Origin of the sequence: Stenotrophomonas sp. Bg11-02 (genome assembly GCF_002836635.1) — a bacterium.
GTDB classification, from domain to species: domain Bacteria; phylum Pseudomonadota; class Gammaproteobacteria; order Xanthomonadales; family Xanthomonadaceae; genus Stenotrophomonas; species Stenotrophomonas lacuserhaii.
Window position 1 is genome coordinate 74357 of record NZ_PJAY01000071.1, and the last position, 21718, is coordinate 96074.

The following is a 21718-nucleotide window of genomic DNA, read 5'->3' on the forward strand; positions in this document are numbered from 1 at the left end:
TGTCGAGCGTGCACAGGCAGCTTTGGATTTCGGTTCAATGGCTGCCACGCCGGCGGCCGGCGCCCAGCTTGCGGGTCAACGTATTGCGGCCCAGCCCCAGCCGCGCGGCCGCTTCGGCGCGGCGACCATGGGTGATCTGCAGGGCGGCTTCCAGCAATGCATGGTCCACGCGCTCGCGGACCTGTGCATGCAGGCCCTCGGCCCCTTCGGCCAGCCGCTGCCGCGCCCACTGCGAAAGCAGCGCTTCCCACTGACCGGGGTCGGCATGGCCGGCGCGCGGGCCGCTGCGCGCGGCTCCCCGGTTCAGCGCCATCTCCACGTCGGCCGCGCCGATGGTATCGCTGGCTGCCAGCGCCGCCATCCGCCAGCACACGTTTTCCAGTTCGCGCACGTTGCCCGGCCAGTCGTGCTCGCGCAGGGCCTGCAGCGCGGCCGCGGTCAGCCGCTTGGCCGGGCCATCAAGCTTGTGCGACGCCGCGGACAGGAACGTGGTGGCGAGCTGGGCGATGTCGTCGCGGCGTTCGCGCAGCGGCGGCAGCTGCAGGCGCACCACGTCCAGCCGGTGCAGCAGGTCGGCGCGGAAACGTCCCTCCGCCACCAGACCTTCCAGGTCCTGGTGGGTGGCGGCGACCACGCGCACGTCGACGTGGATCAACTCGCGGCCGCCCACGCGGAAGAATTCGCCCTGTGCCAGCACGCGCAGCAGGCGCGTCTGCAAGGCCAGCGGCATGTCGCCGATCTCATCCAGGAACAGGGTGCCGCCGTCCGCCTGCTCGAAGCGGCCGACATGGCGCCGCTGTGCGCCGGTGAAGGCACCGGCTTCATGGCCGAACAGTTCACTTTCCAGCAGTTCGGCCGGGATGGCCGCAGTATTCAGCGCAACGAATGGTGCACGCGACCGCGGCGATTCGCGGTGCAGCGCACTGGCCACCAGCTCCTTGCCGGTGCCGGTTTCGCCGGTGATCAGTACCGCCAGCGGCGCCTGCGCCAGCTTGCCGATGGCGCGGAACAGGGCCCGCATCGGCGGCGTATCCCCCACCAGCTGTGGCGTCTGGTCCACTTGGCCGGGATCGCCCGGGTCGGGATCGTCGGGCAGCAGGGCTTCGGCGCCCGGCAGCGCGCGCCGCGCCAGCGCCACCGCATCGTCCAGGTCGAACGGCTTGGACAGGAACTCGTGCGCGCCGCCGCGGAAGGCACCGGCGGTGCTGGCGACGTCGGTATAGGCGGACATCACGATCACCGGCAGCTGCGGGTGGGCTGCCTTCAGTTTGTCCAGCAGCACCAGGCCATCGTCGCCGGGCATCCGCACATCGGTGAACAGCAGCGCCGGCACCGGCTGGCGGGTGAGCGCGTCGAGCGCGGCGGCGGCACTGTCGAAACCTTCCACCTGGTAACCGGCATCGCGCAGCGCGGTGGAGAGCACGAAGCGCACGGCGCGGTCATCGTCGACCACCCAGACCCGCTGGCCGGGGTGGGCGGGATGCGGGGCATCAGTCATGGGCCACGACCTCATGGGGGTCGCCGCCGCGGATCGGCAGCAGCAGGGTGAATACGGTATGGCCCGGCCGCGAGCGATAGGTCAGCGTACCGCGGTGTTCGCGCGCCACCTGCTGGGCCAGCGCCAGGCCCAATCCGGTGCCCTCGGCGCGGCCACTCACCAGCGGCAGGAACAGGTGTTCGGCAAGCTCTTCGGGCACGCCACGGCCGTCGTCGGCGATTTCCAGCCGCAGGGCAAGCGGGTGAAGCTGCTCGGCGATGCGCACGCCGTGCTCCACCCGCGTGCGCAGGGTGATGCCGCCGGCACCGGCCTGGATGGCGTTGCGCACCAGGTTCCATACCGCCTGGCTGAGACGGTCGGCATCGCCATTGAATTCCGGAATGCTGGGATCGTAATCGCGCTGCAACCTGACCGCCCAGCCGGCTTCGCTTTCTGCCAGGCGCAGCACCTGCTCCAGCGCAGCGTGGATGTTCAGCGCGGCGTGCGGGGCGGCCGGGGCGGGCGACAGCAGCTGGTCGAGCAGGCTGTTGAGGCGTTCGATTTCGGTGCCGATCAGGTCCACCAGTTCGCGCTCGTCGGCATCGCGCTGGGCTATGCGGCGCGCCAGCAGCTGGGCCGCACCCTTCAACCCGGCCAGCGGGTTGCGCAACTCGTGGGCGAGCCCTTTCAGGGCCGCGCTGAGCGCGCTGGGCAGGGCCTGGGTCGGGTCCAACCCGGGAAACTCATCTACCGGATGCGCTTCGAGCAACCAGCCGCCGTCGTCCAGCCGGCTCATCCAGCCTTCGGCGAAGCGGGCGTCTTCGCCCGGCAGCGCAAGCGCCAACCGGTGCAGGCGCAGGCTGTCGCGCTCGTCGCGGGCGAGGAAATGCGCCAACGCATCGCCCTGCGCTTCCAGCGCCACCAGCGGCTGGCCGACCAGTCGACGCCCGCTGACCCCCAGCCAGCGCGCAAACGCCGGGTTGCAGCCGGTGATGCGCCCCTCGGCATCGGCCCAGGCAACCGGCGTGCCGAGCTGTTCAACGAGGGGCGGCGGCGAGGAAACAGTCATTGCACCAATGTAGTGCAAAACCGGCGTAATCAGCTAGCTGACGGATTTGCAGGGCGCACGTTGGTACGTGCGCGCTACAAGACGTGCTTGGTATCTGCGTGCAACACGGCATTAACCATCGCCACAAAACACCTTCAGATCATGACGATCTCGCAGATCACCGTATCGCCAGCGCTCGTGCATGCGATACGTGTAGTACTGCCCGATCCACCGCCCTGCCGGATCTGCACGCCCATGTTATTCAGATGATGAACGAAGCTGGTCATCCCTTCCCCAGCACCATCCGGAAAAAGATATTCCGTGTAGCCGCCATTAGCTACAGCCTGCCGCGTTTCCGGGATGGGATTGCCCCACGCGTCACGCGCACTGCCCTTTATGCGAACCCATTGCGCCGTGGCAGGGTCCCACGTGTAGTAGGCATAAGTTCCGTCATCGAATACTCCCCTGACGGGGGGTGGCACGTCACCTGGGTTGAAGAACGGAATCGGATTGAATTGCGACACTGCATTGTAAAAAGCTTGCCGATAACTCGCACTTACTGAAGCATTCAACTTGTTGTGGATGGAGATGTCGTAGGCAGGCGCACTAATCGCATCGATGACGGAGCCGGGCATGGTGGGGTCATTTGCACGCGCGGCGACCGAACCGCTGCCATTCGCTCCACTTCGGCTCAATGCAACCGGTGGCGGCATTATCGCGTGCATCTCCTGTATGTACTGACGGACAGAAGGTTCGACCTCTACACTAATGCCCCACGCGTCGAACTCGTCGCGCTCCCAGTCAAAGTCCTCGTCGACGTTGTTCTGATAAGCAACCTTCACTACGTTACCATCGGTGAAATTGACTACATACACCGGATACTGAGGCTGGTTCCAGGAAACCTGGGTGACGGCTAATTCACCTGCGGCGAACATTTCCTCTGGCGTGCAGCTTTCGCAGCGCTCAACAGCTGCGTTCGCCGCACTGCAGGTCCCGAGAAGAGTCAGTGCCAATATGAATCGGATCATTCAACTTTCTCCATGTCGTTTGGTCTTCCGAGCTCGAGACTCACACGAATGAATACCCTAGGCAACCGATTCGACAATGGATGTTTATATTTGCGGAGCTGCATCACAGTTATTTGTTCCGCCCTTGGATGAATGCGCGCTAGTCTGGCTATGCGCGCGAGTGTTCCGCGGTGGCGTCCAAGTTGCAATCAGAACGTCAGCGGTTGACGTCAACTGCGACCCGGGTAAATCTGCTCGAGCGCATCATCGAATTCGATTAGCGAGAACGGACTGCCAATCATACGCATGACTCATCTGAGGAACTCAGATCGGCCCAGAGTCATTTCGGCATTGCCTGTCATACACAGCGCCAGCAACATTCGTTGCATTAGCCGGCGACTTAGGCCAACTGCGGGCGATTGATCAGCGGAGGCCTACGCCGATGACCAGCGCGTCCACCAGCGTTCAGGGCGTGCCCGAGGCGTCCCGCGCCTTCTTCCAGGCACTTTCGAATTCGCGGGCGCTGATCTCGTCATCTTCATCGAAATCGAAGAAGGACAGCGGCTGGTCGGCCAGCAGGAAGCGATCATCGCTCTGCCCGGTGGCATCGGACCACACCGCGCGCAATCCGTACACTTCGACCTGGCGCAGGATCTTTTCGCCGCGGGCTTCCATCAGCACGTTGCCCTTGCCCAGGTCCGATTCGGCCGGGTGCTTGTAATACTTCTTGTCGGTGTTCATCAACTGTCCTACCCGGGCCAGCAGCCCGAAATCTGAAAAAAGGGCGCTGAGTGTGCCTCACAGCGCTGGTTATTGCTGCAGCAGCAGCGAATGCAGGATGCGCGCATCTTCGGCGTCCAGCAGCGGGGACAGGTCGTCGCTGCCGCGGAAGCGCCGGTGGAATGCCCTTACGGCCGCCTCCCGGTCGTCCAGCGGATAGCCGAACGCAGCCAGCGCCTGCCAGGCATCGAAGCCGGCCGGCGGCAGTCCGTCGGCAGCGCGCGGCCAGACCCCGAAACCGGCCTGCGCAAGCTGCTGCCACGGGAAGAAGCGGCTGGGATCCTGTTTGCGCGAAGGCGCCAGATCGGCATGGCCGATCACCTGCGAGGGCGGAATCCGCAGGCGCGTGCTGAGGTCCTGCAGCAGCACGATCAAGGACTGGACCTGCGCCTGGCTGAAAGGCGTGTCGCCGTCGTTGTCCAGTTCGATGCCGATCGATGCGGAGTTCAGGTCGGTGATGGTGCCCCAGCGGCCCGGGCCAGCATGCCAGGCGCGGCGATCGTCGGCGACCAGCTGGTAGCGCTTGCCGTCGGCGCCGATCAGGTAATGCGCACTGACCTTGCCGCCGCTGTTGGCGCTGCGCAGCGTATCCAGGCTCTGCTGCACGGAGTGCTGGTCGGTGTGGTGCAACACGATGATCACCGGCATGCGCGCGTTGTGATTGGCCGATGGCACCCAGGTCGCCAGCGGATTGCCCTCTTCCACCGGCGCACCGGCGCAGGCGGCCAGCAGCGCGCAGGAAAGCAGCAGGGCCAGGTGGCGGATCATCTTCATGCTCCGATTGTACCCATTAAAAAACCGGCGGCCCCCGGACCGCCGGTCACGGCGCACGCAGGCGCCATCAACAAGTTGTTCTGCAGCAGGCAGGTCGATCAGACCTCGTAAGCGGACTCTCCGTGCGAGGTCACGTCCAGGCCGGTACGCTCGGCCTCTTCGGTGACGCGCAGGCCGACCAGCGCCTTGACCAGCAGCAGGATCAGCGCGGTCACCACGGCGCACCAGGCGATGGTGAAGGCGACGCTGACGAACTGCACCCATACCTGGTGGCCGATATCCAGGTCGGCCTTGGTGCCGCCCAGCGACTGCGCGCTGAACACACCGGTGAGCAGTGCACCGACGATGCCGCCGATGCCATGCACGCCGAACACATCGGCCGTGTCATCGACCTTCAGCAGGCGCTTCAGGCCGGTGACGCCCCACACGCAGAGCGCACCGGAGACCACGCCGATGACCAGCGCGCCCATCGGGCCCACGGTGCCGCAGGCCGGCGTGATGCCGACCAGGCCGGCGACCGCGCCGGATGCAGCGCCGAGTGCGGACGGCTTGCCCTTGGTGATCGCTTCCACCAGTGTCCAGCCCACCACTGCCGCGGCCGTGGCCAGGATCGTGTTGAGGAAGGCCAGCGATGCCACGGTGTCGGCGGCGGCGGCCGAGCCGGCATTGAAGCCGAACCAGCCCACCCACAGCAGCATCGCGCCGATGTAGGTGAACACCACGTTGTGCGGCTTCAGCGCGGTCTGGCCGTAGCCGATGCGCTTGCCGACGAAGTACGCGCCGACCAGGCCGGCCACGCCGGCGTTGATGTGCACGACGGTGCCGCCGGCGAAATCGATCGCGCCCAGTTCGGCCAGGTAGCCGCCGCCCCACACGATGTGCGCCATCGGGATGTAGCTGAGGGTGAACCACAGGATCGAGAACAGGATCACCGCCTTGAACTTGATGCGTTCGGCGAAGGCGCCGACGATCAGTGCGGTGGTGATGCCGGCGAAGGTGGACTGGAAGGCGACGAACAGATAATCCGGCAGGCCGGCGATCGGCGTATTGCCCACCGAATCGGGCGAGAAGCCCTTCAGGAAGGCGAACTGGGTGAAGGAGCCGAAGAACGGGTTGCCTTCGCTGAACACCGCGCTGTAGCCGTAGGCCACCCACAGGATGATCACCAGCGAGAACACCACCAGGATCTGGCTGAGCACCGAAAGCACGTTCTTCGAACGCACCAGGCCGCCGTAGAACAGCGCCAGGCCCGGCACCACCATCAGCAGCACCAGCAGCGTGGAGGTCAGCATCCAGGCCACGTCACCGTGGTCGAAGGTGGGCGCGGCGGCGGCTTCGGCCACCGGTGCGGCGACCGGCTCGGCGGCCAGCGGCTCGACGGTCACTTCTTCGGTTGGCACCGGGGTGACCTGCGCCTGGGCATGCGCAGCGCCGGGGAACGCACCCACGGCCAACGCACTGAGCAGCATCAGCAGGCACACCAGATGGAACCGGGCTTGCCACCCGGCGAACAGTCGAATCTTCATGCGAGGGATCTCCGAGTGGGTTACAGCGCGTCCGCGCCGATTTCGCCGGTGCGGATGCGGATGACCTGTTCGACAGGCGTGACGAAGATCTTGCCGTCGCCGATCTTGCCGGTGCCCGCTGCGTTCTGGATCGCTTCGATCACCGCGTCGGTCCGCTCGTCGGTCACCACGGTTTCAATCTTGATCTTGGGCAGGAAATCGACGACGTACTCGGCGCCGCGGTACAGCTCGGTGTGGCCCTTCTGTCGACCGAAACCTTTCACTTCGGTCACGGTGATGCCGGACACGCCCGCATCGGAGAGGGCCTCGCGGACCTCGTCGAGCTTGAACGGCCGGATGATGGCGGAGATCAGTTTCATGCGCATATCCCGATGGTGGATGGGTCCACGGCGGATGCAGGCCGTGGCGTCTGCAACCACGGGCCACCCCGCAGGGTGGCCGTGGCTGTCGCGCCGAACGTGGTCTGGGCCCTGGCGGCTGTGTCTCTCTCCAAACACAGCCAGCGACGCGGGAGGGAGGTAGGCCCATGACGCGCGTCCGGTCTTGCTTGCCCCTGAACGGTGGAACGATTTCTACCGCGTTGCAGGCTCATCCGTCCCGGCTCCCCAGCCGGAAAAGATGCGGCGATGACGAAGGTGGGAGGGGTATCCTCCACCACCGCCGCGCGTGCTCAGCTGGCGTAGTACAACTGGTATTCCAGCGGGTGGGTGGCCGCACGGAACTTGGTGACTTCCTGCATCTTCAGCGCGATGTAACCGTCGATGAAATCATCGTCCATCACGCCGCCGGCCTTGAGGAACTCGCGGTCCTTGTCGAGTGCTTCCAACGCCTGGTCCAGCGAGGAACAGACCTGCGGGATCAGCTTCTCTTCTTCCGGCGGCAGGTCGTACAGGTCCTTGTCGCTCGGTGCGCCCGGGTCGATCTGGTTCCTGATGCCGTCCAGGCCGGCCATCATCAGCACGGTGAAGGTCAGGTAGCCGGACTGGATCGGATCGGGGAAGCGCATTTCAATGCGACGCGCCTTCGGGTTGGTCACGAACGGGATGCGGCACGAGGCCGAACGGTTGCGGGCCGAGTAGGCCAGCATCACCGGTGCTTCGAAGCCCGGGACCAGCCGCTTGTAGCTGTTGGTGCCGGCGTTGGCGAAGGCGTTGATCGCCTTGGCGTGCTTGAAGATGCCGCCGATGTACCACAGTGCCAGCTGGCTCAGGCCACCGTAGCCATCACCGGAGAACAGGTTGGTGCCGCCCTTGGACAGCGACTGGTGCACGTGCATGCCGCTGCCGTTGTCACCGACGATCGGCTTGGGCATGAAGGTCGCGGTCTTGCCGTTGCGGTGGGCCACGTTCTTGATCACGTACTTCATGCGCAGCAGTTCGTCGGCCTTCTGCACCAGCGTGCTGAACTTGGTGCCGATCTCGCACTGGCCGGCGGTGGCCACTTCGTGGTGCTGCACTTCCACTTCGATGCCGACCTGTTCCAGCGTCTTGCACATTTCCGCGCGCAGGTCGTGCAGCGAATCGGTCGGCGGCACGGGGAAGTAACCGCCCTTCACGCCCGGACGGTAGCCGCTGTTGGCGCCGTCATACTTGGCACCGGTGTTCCAGGCGGCTTCTTCGGAATCGACCTTGAAGAAGGTGTTGCCCATGTCGTTGGCGAAGCGTACCGAATCGAAGATGAAGAACTCCGGCTCCGGGCCGAAGAAGGCCTGTTCGGCGATGCCGCTGGACTTCAGGAAAGCTTCGGCGCGCTTGGCGATGCCGCGCGGGCAACGGCCGTACGGCTGCATGGTGGCCGGGTCGAGGATGTCGCAGCTGATGACGATGGTCGGGTCGGCGTAGAACGGGTCCACGTACGCGCTGGACGGATCCGGCAGCAGCACCATGTCCGATTCGTTGATGCCTTTCCAGCCGGCGATGGAGCTGCCGTCGAACATCTTGCCCTCTTCGAACAGCGACGCTTCGATGATGCTGACCGGGAAGGTGACGTGCTGCTCGATGCCACGCATGTCCACGAAACGCAGATCGACGAACTCGATCTGGTTGTCCTTGACCAGCTTCTCAACGTTTTCAACGGACATCGGGTGGAACCTCGGTTGGAATTGAATGCCTGGGATTACCAGAGCAATCTCCGTGCCAACTTCTGGACCCTCACAAGCCGTTGATTTGCATGAGCGTGCGCCTGAATGGTGCACAACAAAACGCACCATGGTGGTGCGTTACCAGCGCCGCGCACTGCCTTGGTGCGTAGGCAGATGGTCTATCCTCGTCGGCACCTCTGCTGCCATCCGACGATTCCTCCTCCATGTCTGACCTGCTCTCCGCCCTGCTGCTGGGCATCCTAGAAGGTGTCACCGAGTTCCTGCCCATCTCCAGCACCGGGCACCTGCTGATTGCCCAGCATTGGCTGGGCGCGCGCTCGGACTTCTTCAACATCATCATCCAGGCCGGTGCGATCCTCGCCATCACCCTGGTCTTCCGCCAGCGTCTGTGGACGCTCGCCACCGGCCTGCACCAGCGTGAGAACCGCGACTACGTGATGAAGCTGGGCACGGCCTTCCTGGTGACTGCGGTGGTCGGCCTGCCAGTGCGCCTGGCCGGCTGGGAACTGCCGGAGACAGTGAGTCCGGTTGCATGGGCGCTGATCATCGGTGGCATCTGGATGCTGCTGGTGGAGGCCTATACGGCACGCCTGCCCGATCGTGACCAGGTGACCTGGACAGTGGCCATCGGCGTGGGCATCGCGCAGGTGGTGGCCGGTGTGTTCCCGGGTACGTCGCGCTCGGCATCGGCGATCTTCCTGGCCATGCTGCTGGGCCTGAGCCGCCGTGCCGCGGCCACCGAGTTCGTGTTCCTGGTCGGCATCCCGACCATGTTCGCCGCCAGCGCGTATGCCTTCCTGGAACTGGCCAAGGAAGGCAAGCTGGCCAGCGAGAACTGGACCGAGGTGAGCGTGGCGTTCCTTGCCGCGGTCGTCACCGGCTTCGTCGTAGTGAAGTGGCTGCTGGGCTACATCAAGTCTCACAAATTCACCGCCTTCGCGGTGTACCGCATCCTGCTCGGCGCGGGACTGCTGCTGTGGTTGCCTGCCGGCAACTGAAGGTGGTGGGATGCGCATGACCCCACCGGGCGCGCGCATCCGTTCTGAATCCGGCAATCCAAGGAGAATCCAACATGAAGCGCACCCTGATCCTGTCCGTGCCGCTGGCATTGCTGGCGGCCTGCAGCCAGAACCCGGCCCCGGCCGGCAATGCCGACGACCTCGCTCCGGCACCGGCCGCGGCCGCCGCGCAGAAGACCGTCGCGCATCTGGACGTGCAGCGCCTGCAGGGACAGCACTGGCGCCTGAAGGACGCCACCGATGCCGGAGGCAAGCGCATCGATGCGCTGTTCGCACGTGCCGACAAGCCGGTGACGCTGGACTTCAGCGATGGCCGCGTATCGGTGTCCAACACCTGCAATGGCATGAACGGCGGTTACACCCTGGCCGATGGCAACCTGGTGCTGTCTCAGCTGGCATCCACGCGGATGGCCTGCGGTCCGGACCTGATGGCACTGGACGAGGCCGTGGGCAGCCGCCTGCAGGGCCCCCTGAAGACCGAACTGGGCGACAACGGCGAGCTGACCCTGCGCACCGCCCAGGGCGAGGTGCTGGTGTTCGCGCCGGAGCCCACGGCCGAGACCCGCTTCGGTGGCCCGGGTGAGCGCGTGTTCCTGGAAGTGGCCGCACAGACCAAGCCGTGCCCGCATCCGCTGATCAAGGACAAGCAGTGCCTGCAGGTGCGCGAAGTGCAGTTCGACGATCAGGGACTGAAGCAGGGTCAGCCGGGCGCCTTCGAGAATTTCTACGACAGCATCGAGGGCTACACCCACGAGGCCGGCACCCGCAACGTACTGCGTGTGAACCGCTTCAAGGTGGCCAACCCGCCGGCGGATGCATCCTCGCAGGCGTACGTGCTGGACATGGTGGTGGAGTCGGCTGTCGAGAAGTGACGGCGAACGGGTGAGACCCCCTCGCGGCGTGCTGCTGCGAGGAGCAGGCTGCGTGATTTGCGACGGGAGGGTGGGCTGTCCGGGACACGCCGCAAGTACGTCCCTGTAGGCTACTGTTCGGCTCCTGCCTCACAGTGTCCCGGACAGCCCACCCTCCCGTCGCTCTGACAGGTTCCGAGTGCCGCCCGCCGCGTAATAAGAAAATGGAAAAGCGGTAGCGCCGACCCATGGTCGGCGAGCGCAGCGGGCTGTTGGCGGGAAGATTCCGCCGACCATGGGTCGGCGCTACCGCAGGTTCCATGGCCGCCATGGACCTGTCGAAGGTGGGGCGGGGTGGATTGGCGGGGGCGTTGAGCGCCATGGATGGCGCGAAACGAGGCCCGCAGGATGCGGTTGTTGCCGTCGCCAAGCCACCCTGCCCCGCCAACAAGCAGCCCTGCAGCTTTTGACGTTGACGTTGCTTGTTACAGCGAAGGATTCAACGTGTAAGTGCCGTGCAGTGAAGCTTCGGCCAGCACGTGGCCGTGCATCGCACGATGCACGTCGCCGGCGGTGAACGGCGTCGGCAGCTCCAGCGTCGCCACGTCCAGCGCGAACACGCGGAAGAAGTAGCGGTGCATGCGCTCGTCGTTGAACGGCGGATACGGGCCGTCATAGCCAAGATAGTCACCGGCCATGTCCGGATTGCCGGCAAACCATCCGGTGAAGTCGTTCAGTCCCTGGCGGCTGCCCGCCGGGCCGGCCGGCGCGGTCTTGCCCTTGGCCACGAAACCATCGCTGCAGCTGCCGGCAGCAAGCTCGCGCACGTCCGCGGCAATGTCGGCCATCACCCAGTGCACGAAATCACAGCGCGGCTGGTCGCGCGGAATGGTCATGTCCTGGCGGCCGACGGTGTCGGCAACCGTCGGCACATCCGGATCCACGCAGATCAGCGCGAAGGAACGGGTGCCCTCCGGCACCCCGCTCCACGCCAGCTGCGGATTGCGATCCAGGGCGAACCCATCGCCATCGCCGGCGGCGAACTCGCGCGTGATCGGTGCGCCGTTGATCAGGCTGGTGCTGGTCAGTTGCATGTGGCTCATTCCTCCGGGTAACCCAGGCGAACCGCGACCGGGGTCAGCAGCTCGATGGCAGCGCCCATGACCTCGCGGTAGTTGCGCCAGTGGCCGCTCGGCAGGCGCGGCGGACCGATGTTCGGTGCCGGTGGCAGCTGCACGCCCATCACCTCACTGAGCAGCAGCGCCATCGCCTGTGGATCGTTGCCCGCCGCGTCCACGCGCACCAGCACGTTTGGATACAGATCCTGCTCGCTCAGGACGGCAACCTGGGTCAGCGCACGGGACAGCCATTCGGCGGCTTCCTGCAGGCTGGTGATCGCCAGCTGTGCGCCGGAGCCATAGGCGATCCAGTCCAGCAGCATGTCGCGCGGATCGCGCAGCACAACCAGCAGACGCCCCTGCGGCAACGCAGGTCGCAGCGCCCACAGCAGGGCGTTGTCCCAGAACAGCAACCAGTCGATCACCGTGTCGTTGGCCAAGCCGCGCGAAGGCAGGCACGCACGCCAGCCGTCCACCAGCGCCTGCGGCGTCAGCTTGCCCGAAGCCAGGTCCTGCAGCGTGTTGTAGTTCTGGAAGGCATCGTCCGGGGGCGTGGCGCTGAAGCGGTCAACGCGCACCAGCGGACTGGCCGCGCTGAGCGCGCTCATCACTTTTTCCACGTTCGAACCGGGTGCGCCCCACAGGAACATCGGGCGCGATGCCAGCTCCGGATCGACCTCGCCCAGGGCCGGCCAGCTGGCCGGTGGCTTGGCCTGCGGCGGCAGCGGCAGGCGGTTGGCCACGTTGTCGGCATGCAGGTCCAGCCAGGTACGCAGGGCCTCGCGCGGCTGGCCGCCACGGTCATGCACTTCGCCCAGCCAGGTGCGCAGGTCTTCCTTGGCGCGCCCTTCGGCCGCGTCCACCATCTGCTGCACACGGGCTGCAGCGGCGGCAGGATCGCGCCGCACCAGCCCGTCCACCAGTCGCGTGGCGCCGCTGACACGGCCTGGTTCCAGCGCCAGGATGCGCTCTGCCATGGCTTCGGCTGCGTCCTGTTCGCCGTTCATGTCATGCAGGCGCATGCGGGTTTCCAGCGCCGGCAGGTGCGCCGGCATCGCCGCCAGCCAACGTTCGCCCACGGCCACGGCGCCTTCGCTGCCCACGCCTTCCACCGACAGGCGGGCCAGCCACAGATTGTGCAGCTGGTCGTGGTCGGCCAACACCGCATCCAGTTCGGTACGCGCTTCTTCGTCGCGGCCCAGGCGCTGCCAGGCCATCAACAGCAGCTGCAGCAACTGCGGATCGCCCGCGTTGCTGGCCAGCAGCGGGCGAAGGTGGTCGCGTGCCTGCAGGGGCTGGCCGGACTGCAGGGCCATCTGCGCGGCGAAGCGGCGCATCGCCACGCTGTCCTGCCCGGGCTGCTGCAGGGCCTGCTCGATGATCTCGGCCGCTGCGGCAGGATTGTCCTGGCGCAGTGCCAGTTGCACCAGCAACCCATGCAGCGCGGTCATCTTCGGGTTCAGGACCAGCACGCGGCGGAATGCCTGTTCGGCGAAGGCCAACATGTCCTTGCGCAGGTAGGCCGTACCCAGTGCATAGACGATGCGCGGATCATCCGGCAGCGCCCGCACGGCGCTGGACAGCTGGGCCAACGCCTCATCCAGCGCACCACGACGCAGCGCCAGCATGCCCGACAGCGCCACCACTTCGGGATTCCCGGCATCCACGCGCGAGGCCAGCTTGAGTTGCTTTTCCGCCTCGTCCACGTCGTTGCGCGCCAATGCCAGGTGCGCCTGCATCAGGTAGGCCGACAGTTCGTTGGGATTGAAACCGGTGGTGCGTCCAAGCGCCGCTTCGGCGTCTTCGAACTGGTGCAGTGCCAGCAGCAGGCCAGCGTGCTGCAGGTGCAGGTCGGCATCGTCCGGGGCGAGTTCCAGCGCGCGCTGCAGGCTGTCAACCGCAGCCGCCAACTGGCCCTGCTGCTGCAGCGCCAGCGCGTGCCAGCGGTAGGCCTGGGGCTGCTGCGGCTCGGCGGCGATCCAGCGGGTGGCCAGCTGCACGGCCTGGTCGGCGTCGCGAAGACGCAGGGCTTGGAGTATCTGATCTTGCATGACGGGTCCGGCTGGAGTGCAAACCCGCATTGTAACGACCCTGATCGATCGTGCAGGCGCGGCCGCGCTCAACCGTCCCGCGCGGCCTGTCGCAGATGCTGGGCCACCCAGCGTTCGGAGAATCCATCGCCGCGCCAGTTCTCCAGGAAGCCACAATGACCGCCCCATTCGGCGGTCTGCAGGCGCGCCGACCGCGGCAGCTGCCAGTCGTTGAAAGTGGTGTACGGGATCACCGGGTCATCCTTGGCCATCAGGATGTCCGCTGGCACCTGCAGCTCCGCCAGCCGCTCGCCGGCGATGGAATAGCCATCGAAATAAGCCTGCAGCGAGCCGTAATCGGTATGGTGCTCGACCAGCCAGGCAGTCAGCGCCCGGATGTCCAGCCGCAGTACGCGTTCATCCCAGTCGCTCAGCTCCGGGTAGACCGCCTGCTTGCGCCGCAACGATCCGGCCCACTTGCGGCGGAAATACCAGTCATACATGGCCGGGCCGTTTTCGATGCTGTCCATGGTCAGGCCCGGGTCCAGCACCGGGCACACCGAGGCCACCCGCTGCAGCGGCACGCCGGCCGCCGGCGCACGCAGGGCCAGCCGCAGCACGAAGTTGCCGCCCAGCGAGTAACCGGCCGCCACCAGCGGCAGCTGCGGCCAGCGGCGGGCGATGTCAGCGGCCGCATGCACCACTTCATCGATGCGGTTGGAGTGGAAGATGCCGGGATTGAGGTGGTGGGTATTGCCATGGTCACGGAAGTTCAGCCGGACCACGTCGAAGCCTTCAGCCAGCATGCGGGCCGCGGTCATGCGCATGTAGCTGGATTCGGCGCTGCCCTCCCACCCGTGCAGCAGCAGGGCGATGCCGCGCGGCGCGCGTGCCTGGATGGCACTGTGCCAGGCCTGCAGGCGCACGCCCTGCCCGCCATCGACGATCAGCTCCCGATGTGCCGCACCGGTAGCGGCCAGCAGCTCCTGCCCGCGCCGCAGGCGCAGCCGGCTTGAACTGAGCATCGACTGCAGGTGTGCGTTGCGCAGCCAGCGCGGCGGCTGGTAATCGGCCGCCGTCAGCAGTCCGGGCGGACCGGAATCGAAGGACATCGCGGGCGCGGGGACGGACACCGTCGGCTCAGCTGCCGGCCATTGCCGCAATGATGCGGGTACGCGAGGTTTCGGCGATGCGCCGGCGACCTTCCAGGTCCTGCCCGCCGATCGGCTCCAGGAAATGCACTTCGGCACGGCGGGCCGGCTCGCCCAGCAGGCGCAGGAAGTTGGCGAAGAAACTTTCGCGCGGGCCGAACGCCACCACGGTCTGTGCCTCGCCGCCTGCACCGTAGCGCAGCGCCACCGGCTGCACCGGTACGCCGGTTTCCACCGCCGCCTGGAAGATGCGCGCGTGGAACGGCCCCACTTCATGACCACCACGGGTGCGGCCCTCCGGGAACACACCCACGCCCTTGCCTTCGCGCAGGCGCACGACCATCTGCTGCATCACCCCATCCAGCGATTCGGTGCTGCCCCGCTGGTGGAAGATGGTCTGTCCGCGACCGGCCAGCCAGCCGACCACCGGCCAGCCGGCAATTTCGCGCTTGGCGACGAAACCCATCATGCGCTGGCTGTGCAGCACGCAGATGTCGACCCAGCTGACATGGTTGGCCACGAACAGCACCGCGCCGTGCAGCGGCTTGCCGATGCGCACCAGGCGGAAGCCGAAGATCCACATCAGGCCGGCCGACCACCAGTTGACCACTTTGTAGCCAAGCGGTTCATCGCCCACGCGCAGTTCGCCCCACGGCGGCAGCATGCCGATGAGGATCAGCGGCAGGAACACGAGCAGGTGGATGAGCAGCAGCGGTACGCGGTACAGGTAACGGCACACACGCGCCACGCCGCCACGGGTGGCCGGAGTGGGGGAATTCATGCGGGAACGATACCCGAGCACCGCAGCGCCTGCCAGCGCGGGGTGGCCAAGGCGGCTGCGCGGATGGGCCATCCGGCGGCAACGCTGTGTTCTGCAGCATCCTGGCGGTGCCGCGGTTGCAGTTCGCCGCTCAACCGTGGCCGGCCGCCACCACCGCCAGGGTCAACCGCGAAGTGCAGACCAGCCGCGCCTGTTCGTCTTCGATGCGGATGTCCCAGATCTGCGTGCTGCGGCCGACATGCACCGCGCGCGCGGTACCGGTGACCACGCCCTCGCGCTTGGCGCGCACGTGGTTGGCATTGATCTCCAGCCCGACGCAGACCTGCTGGCTGTTGTCCACGCAGAGGTTGCCGGCACTGCTGCCCAGGGTCTCGGCCAACACCACCGATGCCCCGCCATGCAGGATGCCGTAGGGCTGGTGGGTGCGTGCATCCACCGGCATGGTCGCCTGCAGCCAGTCATCGCCGACCGCGCTGAAGACGATCCCCAGCTGGGATATCACCGTGTTGGCGCTCAGCGCGTTGAGGGCATCAAGGGAAACCGCGTGGCGGAATACGGAAGGCACGGCACGACTCCAGTCAGAGGATCGGTACCAGGCCGGCGCCGAAGGCGGTCAGCATGCGCACCAGCAACAATTTCGGGCCGACGTTGACTTCGGGGAAGTCACCCACGGCGGTGTAACAGGCATGGAAGTCCGGATGCTGCCGCGGCAGCGGCTCCGGGCAGGCCGGGCCCGGCTGGAACTCGTAGTCGGTGGCGTAGCGCCACGGCCAGAAATCCAGGATCGGCAGCGCCTCGGAGGCCTTGCCCATGCTGTAGTTCAGCCCGGACAGCACCGGTGGCTTGCTGCGCGGTGCCACCGTCCAGGAATTCTGCGGATCGATGTCGCGCAGGATGCTGTCGGCCAGGCGCTGGGCGAACACCGGGTCGTCGATGATCACCGCGCCTTCGGTGTTGTAGTTTTCGCTGCGCGGATCGAAGTTGTGCGTACCGATCACGCCGATGCGGCGATCCACCACCAGCGACTTGGCGTGCAGCCCCATGCGTGCGCCCTGGCGGGTCACCGGCAGCGGGCGATTGACCGCCTTGCTGCCCAGGAACGAGGGACGGGTCTCGGTGCGCAGCAGGTCGCGCTCCACTTCACTGCCGGCCGCGCGGCGACGTTCGCGTGCGTTCTGGTAGGCACTGCCGGTGCGTGGATTGCTGCGCGGCGCGGCCGTGTCGCGTGCGCTGCCGTCGTTGCGGCCGCCGCTGCCGGGAGGCCGGGCATTGCTGCCGGCCGCACTGCCGCCCAGCAGCCCGCCGCGACCGCCTTCCGGGGAGTCGCCGGCGATCGGGTCCGGCAGCAGGTTGCGGTAATCCACCGGTGCATCCAGCGGGAACGGCTTGAACTCGAAGATGTTGAAGCCCAGCTCGCGCATGTTGCGCCGCTTGTACTTGTAGGACAGCGCGTAGACGATCGGGTTGTCGGTGGCCGCCAGGCTGTTGGTGGACACCAGCACGCGCGGCGGATCGGCCTGCCTGCGCAGATCGGCGAACAGCTTGCGCGCCGGCTTGGACAACACCAGGTACGGCGTCTGCAGCAGCACTTCGGATTGCGCCTCGGCGATCAGCCGGTCCAGCTGCGGTTCGGTGACATGCTGCCCGTTGCGTGGCTGCTCGACGGTTTCGCGGCGATGCTTGCGCGGCAGGTCGGCGACGTAACGCACCGATGCCACCGGCAGCGCGGTGTCGACGAAGCTACGGGTGATCCACGCATCATCGATGGCTTCGGCCAGCACCCGCTCGACCCGCTCGGGCCGTCGATACACGGCCGGCGGCAGCGAAGGCGGGCCACTGTCGAGCAGGATCCGCCCGACATCGTTCAGGCGTTCGGCCGGCACGCTGCGCGGGGCCCTCCAGAACGCTTCGAAGTTGGCCGCCATCACCCGCGCTTCGGGACCAGCCACCAGCACGTCGCGGTCGCGGAAGTTGTATTCCGAATCCCAGTCGTAGTAATCGTCCTGGTAGTTGCGCCCGCCCACCACGCCGATCGCATCATCGACCACCAGCAGCTTGTTGTGCATGCGCTGGTTGAAGCGGCGGAAGCAGCACAGCACGCTGCCTGCGTAGTCGAAGTAGTTCAGCTGCGCCTTGCCGAAGGTCGGGTTGTAGACGCGCAGTTCGAAATTCTGGTGGGCCGATGACAGCGCGCCGAGGATCTGCAGGTCGGAGATCGCCGACAACTGGTCGATCAGCAGGCGCACCTTCACGCCACGCCGGCTGGCCGCCAGCAGTTCGTCGATCACCAGCCTGGCGCTGTCATCCTTGTCGAAGATGTAGGTCTGCAGGTCGATGCTGCGGGTGGCGCTGCGCAGCAGGTTCAGCCGCGCCACCAGCGCTTCTTCGCCCTCGTCCAGGATGGTGGCGTAATGCCGGGGCTGGTCGGGGGTCGATGCGGTGAAGGCACGCCCGGCCAGCGCGCGCAGCGGTGAATCCTGTGCGCAGCGATCAGCGCGGTCGCAGTCCACGACGGTGGAGCGGGCCTGCACGGCGATCCCCGCGGCACGCTCACGCTCACTGTTGGACAGCGACGCGCAGCCGCCGAGCAGCAGCAGGCCTGCCAGCATCACCCAGCGGAACATCAGGTTCACGGTTTCGGCGCCTCGCTCAGGCGCGCTCGCAGTACGAAGGTCACTCGATCACTCAGGGCAAGCTGCCAGTTGTCCATGCCGTAGCGGCCCCGCAGGACGGTCCCACGGCTGACGACATCGCAATCATAGCCGGGTCTGGCGCATTCCGCCCTTTCCACCCGCAGCGTTTCTGGATGGCTGACCCCGCGCAGCATCAGGCGACCTTCGATGTCCCCCCCGTGGTCCACCCGGGCGGGGTCGTAGGGAAGCGAATCGAATTCCACCACCGGGTGGCGGGCGGCATCGAAGAACTCTTCCCCGCGCATCCAGCCGGTGTAGCGCGGCTTGCCAGGGATCTCCACCGAGCGGGTGTACATCTTCAGGTGGACCTGGTGGCGCCCATCGGACAGCACCTCGATGCGGCCTTCGAAATGCGGAAAGCTGCCTTCGATGCGCTGCCCCAGCCGGCTGCGCACTTCGAACCCCAGCCGCGAGCGCTGTGTATCCAGCACCAGCGGCGCACGGTGCACGACCTGCACTGGCGGCAACACCGGCAATGCCGCGGGCGGCGCCGGCTGTGCGGCCAGCGCTCCCGGCACCACGGCCAATCCGAGCAGCAGCCCCCTCTGCCACGCGTTCATCGGGTCACGGCCACCAGAATGCGTTGAGGCTGGCGACGCCCGGCTCGATGCTGGCTTCCTTGGGGAACTGCAGCACCGCGATGCCTGCCGGCGGCATGCCACGGTAGTCGCTGGTCTCGCCCGTGTTCAACAGGGCGACCAGGCGCTCCAGGCCGGGATTATGACCGACGATCATCAGCCGTTCGACGTCGTTGCGATCGTCGACCAGCCCGATCAGGGTGCCGGGCGTGGCGTCGTACACCTTGTCTTCCAGCTTGTGTTCGAAGAAGCCGGTGACGCCGACCACCGCCTCCAGGGTTTCGCGGGTACGGCGTGCCGGTGAACAGAGCACGCAATCAGGCTGCAGGTTGTTGTCCTTGAGCCACTTGCCGGCCGCTTCGGCCTCGGCAAGTCCGACCGCCGAAAGGGGTCGGTCAAGATCGGCCTGGCCGGTGCTGGCCGGTTCGGCGTGGGCATGGCGAAGCAGGATCAGTTCACGCATCGGAGTCTTCCATTGGATGAGGGGTACAATCGGCTCATGTCTTGTCCAGCCATTTCAGCAGAGGTTCCCAGTCGGCCTGGTGTTCGCGGACCTGGGCGGATCGGTAATCGAACAGGCTGCGTCCCAGCCCGGTCATCACCACGTAACTCTGGCTGTCGCGCAGCTGCGCCACCACCGGATAGGGCCAGTCGGACAGCATCTGGATGGCCTGCTGGGAGGTCTGTGTCCACGGCTTGGTACGGTTGAGCACCAGCCCGACCGGCAGCTTGCGGTTGTGCACCCGGGCCACCTTGGACAGGCTGTTGAGGAAGCCCACGATGGCTTCGATGTCCAGCGCCGAAGGCAGCACCGGCACCACCACGGCATCGGCGGCGTCGAGGAAATGCAGGATATCGTCGGCCAGCGCACCGGCCGGGGCGTCGATGATCACCGTGTCGGTGCCATCGGGGAGCTTCTGCGCCCATTGCTTCTTCTTGTGCACGTCGATCGGCAGCACCGCGCTTTCCAGCTCGGACCTGCGCTGTGCCCAGCGGGTACTGGAGCCCTGCGGGTCGGCGTCGGCAATCACCGTACGCCGGCCCTGCAGTGCCGCATGTGCGGCCAGGTGGGTGGCGAGGGTGGTCTTGCCCACCCCACCCTTGGAACCGGCCACCAGGATGGTCTTCATGCAGGCCTCGCTTCCGGGAGAACGTTGCCCGAGCGTACACCGGTGCAGGTGAGGGTGATAGTCGCGCGGCTGAACCACCCGGGCGATGGCTTTGTTATCGTGGCGCCCCCGAAGGATCGAACCGTCATGAGCGAACTGCAGGACCTCAGCGCGCTGATACGCGCCAATACGCCCCTGATCGTGATCGAGACCCAGGATGAGGGTCGGATCATCGAACTGTTCCGGCAGACCCTGCTGCAGGTATGGCGGGCACTGCATCGCTGGTCGATCACCGAAGGCCTGCGCCGCATCGACCTGGAACGTGAAGACGATGCGGTCGGCCCGCCCGATGCCAGCGCGGCACTGCAGATGATCCAGCAGGCCGACCAGCGCGGCATCTACCTGCTGCTCGATTTCCATCCCTACCTGGGTTACGCCAGCCACCAGCGCGCGCTGCGCGACCTCATCCAGCGCCGCCACAGCCAGCCGCACGTGCTGGTGCTGATCGGCGCGAAAGTGACCCTGCCGCCCGAACTGGAAGCGCTGGCGACGCGGTTCAACCCGCGCCTGCCCGACGCCAACGCATTGCTGAAGATGCTGCGCGAGGAAGCGGCCGGTTACGCGCGCGAGCACGGCGGCCGCCGCGTCGAGGTCGACAGCGAGGCGGTGAAGAAGATCCTGCGCAACCTGCAGGGCCTGAGCCTGGTCGATGCGCGGCGGATCGCCCGCCAGCTGATCTATGCCGATGGCGCGCTCGGTGACGACGACCTGCCGCAGCTGGCGCGGCTGAAGTTCGAACTGCTCAACCGCAGCGGCCACCTGATGTACGAGTACGACACCGCGCGCTTTGCCGACGTGGCCGGCGCCAACCGGCTCAAGCGCTGGGTCAACCAGCGCCGGATCGCGTTCCTGGCCGGCGCCGCACCGGCCGGCCTGGATCCGCCGCGCGGCATGCTGCTGCTGGGCGTGCAGGGCTGCGGCAAATCGATGCTGGCCAAGGCGACCGCCGCTGGGTTCGGCGTTCCCTTGCTGCGCATGGATGTCGGCGCGCTGTACAACAAGTACCACGGCGAAACCGAGTCCAACCTGCGCCAGGCATTGGCATCGGCCGAACAGCTGGCGCCGTGCGTGCTGTGGATCGATGAGATCGAAAAGGGCCTGGCGACCGGCGGCGAAGACGGCGGCGTATCACGCCGCGTGCTGGGCACGCTGCTGACCTGGATGGCCGAGCGCAAGGCAGCGGTATTCATCGTGGCCACCGCCAACCAGGTGCACGAACTGCCCGCCGAACTGCTGCGCAAGGGCCGCTTCGACGAGATCTTCTTCGTCGACCTGCCCGGCCCGGATGTACGCGTGGAACTGCTGCGCCTGCACCTGGCACGTCGTCAGTTGAATGCCGATGATTTCGCACTGCCGGCGCTGGCGGCCGCGGCGGATGGTTTTTCCGGCGCGGAGATCGAACAGGCCATCGTTGCCGGCCTGTACGCCGCCCATGCCGACCAGCGGGCGCTGGATACCGACGTGCTGATGGCGGAAATCCGCGGCAGCCGCCCGCTGTCGGTGCTGATGGCCGAACAGGTCCAGGCGCTGCGCGAGTGGGCCGCAGCGCGCACGGTCAACGCCGACGATTGATGTCCGGCGCCGGGCGCGCCATCCGGCGGCCTGGCGCGGCATG

The 21718-nt window shown here is 66.6% G+C and carries 20 protein-coding genes; 3 read left to right on the forward strand and 17 right to left on the reverse strand.

All coding sequences use genetic code 11. The features are described from left to right. Nucleotides 1–34 precede the first annotated feature (34 nt). The 8 genes from ntrC to glnA all read right to left on the reverse strand — a co-directional run bounded on the left by ntrC (nucleotide 35) and on the right by glnA (nucleotide 8692). Complete coding sequence (gene ntrC / locus CXG43_RS18440; RefSeq protein ID WP_101101598.1) at nucleotides 35–1498, reverse strand: nitrogen regulation protein NR(I); 1464 nt, start codon at nucleotides 1496–1498, stop codon at nucleotides 35–37. Continuing rightward, a complete protein-coding gene (locus tag CXG43_RS18445) occupies nucleotides 1491–2546 on the reverse strand; it encodes an ATP-binding protein (protein WP_101101600.1) in 1056 nt (351 codons plus the stop codon). Before CXG43_RS18445 ends, ntrC begins: the two co-directional genes overlap by 8 nt. Before the next feature lie 134 nt (nucleotides 2547–2680). Continuing rightward, nucleotides 2681–3553 (reverse strand): hypothetical protein, encoded by an 873-nt coding sequence (locus CXG43_RS18450; RefSeq protein WP_101101602.1) that lies wholly within the window; start codon nucleotides 3551–3553, stop codon nucleotides 2681–2683. A 444-nt stretch (nucleotides 3554–3997) separates the two neighbouring features. After that, complete coding sequence (locus tag CXG43_RS18455; protein WP_101101604.1) at nucleotides 3998–4273, reverse strand: hypothetical protein; 276 nt, start codon at nucleotides 4271–4273, stop codon at nucleotides 3998–4000. Between the two features lie 69 nt (nucleotides 4274–4342). Beyond that, the gene (locus CXG43_RS18460; RefSeq protein ID WP_101101606.1) at nucleotides 4343–5086 is read right to left on the reverse strand and encodes an N-acetylmuramoyl-L-alanine amidase; all 744 of its coding nucleotides are present in this window, start codon (nucleotides 5084–5086) and stop codon (nucleotides 4343–4345) included. Nucleotides 5087–5184: 98 nt separating this feature from the next. After that, complete coding sequence (amt, locus tag CXG43_RS18465; RefSeq protein ID WP_101101608.1) at nucleotides 5185–6612, reverse strand: ammonium transporter; 1428 nt, start codon at nucleotides 6610–6612, stop codon at nucleotides 5185–5187. Between the two features lie 20 nt (nucleotides 6613–6632). Continuing rightward, complete coding sequence (locus CXG43_RS18470) at nucleotides 6633–6971, reverse strand: P-II family nitrogen regulator (protein ID WP_042614733.1); 339 nt, start codon at nucleotides 6969–6971, stop codon at nucleotides 6633–6635. A 311-nt stretch (nucleotides 6972–7282) separates the two neighbouring features. After that, nucleotides 7283–8692: a type I glutamate--ammonia ligase gene (glnA, locus tag CXG43_RS18475; protein ID WP_042614703.1), complete on the reverse strand. Its 1410-nt coding sequence runs from the start codon at nucleotides 8690–8692 to the stop codon at nucleotides 7283–7285. A 224-nt stretch (nucleotides 8693–8916) separates the two neighbouring features. On the opposite strand from glnA, the gene CXG43_RS18480 reads away from it, so the two are divergent. Both CXG43_RS18480 and CXG43_RS18485 read left to right on the forward strand, forming a co-directional pair. Continuing rightward, nucleotides 8917–9711 (forward strand): undecaprenyl-diphosphate phosphatase, encoded by a 795-nt coding sequence (locus CXG43_RS18480; protein WP_101101612.1) that lies wholly within the window; start codon nucleotides 8917–8919, stop codon nucleotides 9709–9711. Nucleotides 9712–9785: 74 nt separating this feature from the next. Then, nucleotides 9786–10604 (forward strand): META and DUF4377 domain-containing protein, encoded by an 819-nt coding sequence (locus CXG43_RS18485; protein ID WP_101101613.1) that lies wholly within the window; start codon nucleotides 9786–9788, stop codon nucleotides 10602–10604. Nucleotides 10605–11068: 464 nt separating this feature from the next. Here the strand turns inward: CXG43_RS18485 and CXG43_RS18490 are convergent, their stop codons facing one another. The 9 genes from CXG43_RS18490 to CXG43_RS18530 all read right to left on the reverse strand — a co-directional run bounded on the left by CXG43_RS18490 (nucleotide 11069) and on the right by CXG43_RS18530 (nucleotide 20064). Then, entirely contained in the window at nucleotides 11069–11677 is a 609-nt protein-coding gene (locus tag CXG43_RS18490; protein ID WP_101101615.1) for a YbhB/YbcL family Raf kinase inhibitor-like protein, read from the reverse strand. Between the two features lie 5 nt (nucleotides 11678–11682). Further along, complete coding sequence (locus CXG43_RS18495; protein WP_101101617.1) at nucleotides 11683–13752, reverse strand: tetratricopeptide repeat protein; 2070 nt, start codon at nucleotides 13750–13752, stop codon at nucleotides 11683–11685. A gap of 68 nt (nucleotides 13753–13820) precedes the next feature. Next, the gene (locus CXG43_RS18500; protein WP_101101791.1) at nucleotides 13821–14843 is read right to left on the reverse strand and encodes an alpha/beta fold hydrolase; all 1023 of its coding nucleotides are present in this window, start codon (nucleotides 14841–14843) and stop codon (nucleotides 13821–13823) included. 28 nt (nucleotides 14844–14871) lie between these two features. Then, nucleotides 14872–15663 (reverse strand): lysophospholipid acyltransferase family protein, encoded by a 792-nt coding sequence (locus CXG43_RS18505; protein ID WP_101101793.1) that lies wholly within the window; start codon nucleotides 15661–15663, stop codon nucleotides 14872–14874. A gap of 130 nt (nucleotides 15664–15793) precedes the next feature. Next, complete coding sequence (locus CXG43_RS18510) at nucleotides 15794–16228, reverse strand: hotdog fold thioesterase (RefSeq protein WP_101101619.1); 435 nt, start codon at nucleotides 16226–16228, stop codon at nucleotides 15794–15796. A 13-nt stretch (nucleotides 16229–16241) separates the two neighbouring features. Beyond that, complete coding sequence (locus tag CXG43_RS18515; RefSeq protein ID WP_101101621.1) at nucleotides 16242–18296, reverse strand: phospholipase D family protein; 2055 nt, start codon at nucleotides 18294–18296, stop codon at nucleotides 16242–16244. After that, nucleotides 18293–18916, reverse strand: a complete 624-nt coding sequence (locus CXG43_RS18520; protein WP_101101623.1) for a YceI family protein — start codon at nucleotides 18914–18916, stop codon at nucleotides 18293–18295. The genes CXG43_RS18515 and CXG43_RS18520 overlap by 4 nt, the downstream gene beginning before the upstream one ends. Before the next feature lie 4 nt (nucleotides 18917–18920). Next, entirely contained in the window at nucleotides 18921–19397 is a 477-nt protein-coding gene (locus CXG43_RS18525; protein ID WP_042612209.1) for a histidine phosphatase family protein, read from the reverse strand. Between the two features lie 34 nt (nucleotides 19398–19431). Continuing rightward, nucleotides 19432–20064 carry a ParA family protein gene (locus tag CXG43_RS18530; RefSeq protein ID WP_101101625.1) on the reverse strand — a complete coding sequence of 211 codons (633 nt, stop codon included), beginning with the start codon at nucleotides 20062–20064 and terminating at the stop codon, nucleotides 19432–19434. 126 nt (nucleotides 20065–20190) lie between these two features. Between CXG43_RS18530 and CXG43_RS18535 the strand changes: the two genes are divergently transcribed. Further along, on the forward strand, nucleotides 20191–21675 hold the full coding sequence (locus CXG43_RS18535) for an AAA family ATPase (protein ID WP_101101627.1): 1485 nt from the start codon (nucleotides 20191–20193) through the stop codon (nucleotides 21673–21675). Nucleotides 21676–21718: the final 43 nt, after the last annotated feature.

What these genes read in the sequence shown, in the direction of transcription:
- ntrC (WP_101101598.1), bottom strand. Translation starts at nt 1,498, where the DNA reads ATGACTGATGCCCCGCATCCCGCCCACCCCGGCCAGCGGGTCTGGGTG.
- CXG43_RS18445 (WP_101101600.1), bottom strand. Translation starts at nt 2,546, where the DNA reads ATGACTGTTTCCTCGCCGCCGCCCCTCGTTGAACAGCTCGGCACGCCG.
- CXG43_RS18450 (WP_101101602.1), bottom strand. Translation starts at nt 3,553, where the DNA reads ATGATCCGATTCATATTGGCACTGACTCTTCTCGGGACCTGCAGTGCG.
- CXG43_RS18455 (WP_101101604.1), bottom strand. Translation starts at nt 4,273, where the DNA reads ATGAACACCGACAAGAAGTATTACAAGCACCCGGCCGAATCGGACCTG.
- CXG43_RS18460 (WP_101101606.1), bottom strand. Translation starts at nt 5,086, where the DNA reads ATGAAGATGATCCGCCACCTGGCCCTGCTGCTTTCCTGCGCGCTGCTG.
- amt (WP_101101608.1), bottom strand. Translation starts at nt 6,612, where the DNA reads ATGAAGATTCGACTGTTCGCCGGGTGGCAAGCCCGGTTCCATCTGGTG.
- CXG43_RS18470 (WP_042614733.1), bottom strand. Translation starts at nt 6,971, where the DNA reads ATGAAACTGATCTCCGCCATCATCCGGCCGTTCAAGCTCGACGAGGTC.
- glnA (WP_042614703.1), bottom strand. Translation starts at nt 8,692, where the DNA reads ATGTCCGTTGAAAACGTTGAGAAGCTGGTCAAGGACAACCAGATCGAG.
- CXG43_RS18480 (WP_101101612.1), top strand. Translation starts at nt 8,917, where the DNA reads ATGTCTGACCTGCTCTCCGCCCTGCTGCTGGGCATCCTAGAAGGTGTC.
- CXG43_RS18485 (WP_101101613.1), top strand. Translation starts at nt 9,786, where the DNA reads ATGAAGCGCACCCTGATCCTGTCCGTGCCGCTGGCATTGCTGGCGGCC.
- CXG43_RS18490 (WP_101101615.1), bottom strand. Translation starts at nt 11,677, where the DNA reads ATGCAACTGACCAGCACCAGCCTGATCAACGGCGCACCGATCACGCGC.
- CXG43_RS18495 (WP_101101617.1), bottom strand. Translation starts at nt 13,752, where the DNA reads ATGCAAGATCAGATACTCCAAGCCCTGCGTCTTCGCGACGCCGACCAG.
- CXG43_RS18500 (WP_101101791.1), bottom strand. Translation starts at nt 14,843, where the DNA reads ATGTCCTTCGATTCCGGTCCGCCCGGACTGCTGACGGCGGCCGATTAC.
- CXG43_RS18505 (WP_101101793.1), bottom strand. Translation starts at nt 15,663, where the DNA reads ATGAATTCCCCCACTCCGGCCACCCGTGGCGGCGTGGCGCGTGTGTGC.
- CXG43_RS18520 (WP_101101623.1), bottom strand. Translation starts at nt 18,916, where the DNA reads ATGAACGCGTGGCAGAGGGGGCTGCTGCTCGGATTGGCCGTGGTGCCG.
- CXG43_RS18525 (WP_042612209.1), bottom strand. Translation starts at nt 19,397, where the DNA reads ATGCGTGAACTGATCCTGCTTCGCCATGCCCACGCCGAACCGGCCAGC.
- CXG43_RS18530 (WP_101101625.1), bottom strand. Translation starts at nt 20,064, where the DNA reads ATGAAGACCATCCTGGTGGCCGGTTCCAAGGGTGGGGTGGGCAAGACC.
- CXG43_RS18535 (WP_101101627.1), top strand. Translation starts at nt 20,191, where the DNA reads ATGAGCGAACTGCAGGACCTCAGCGCGCTGATACGCGCCAATACGCCC.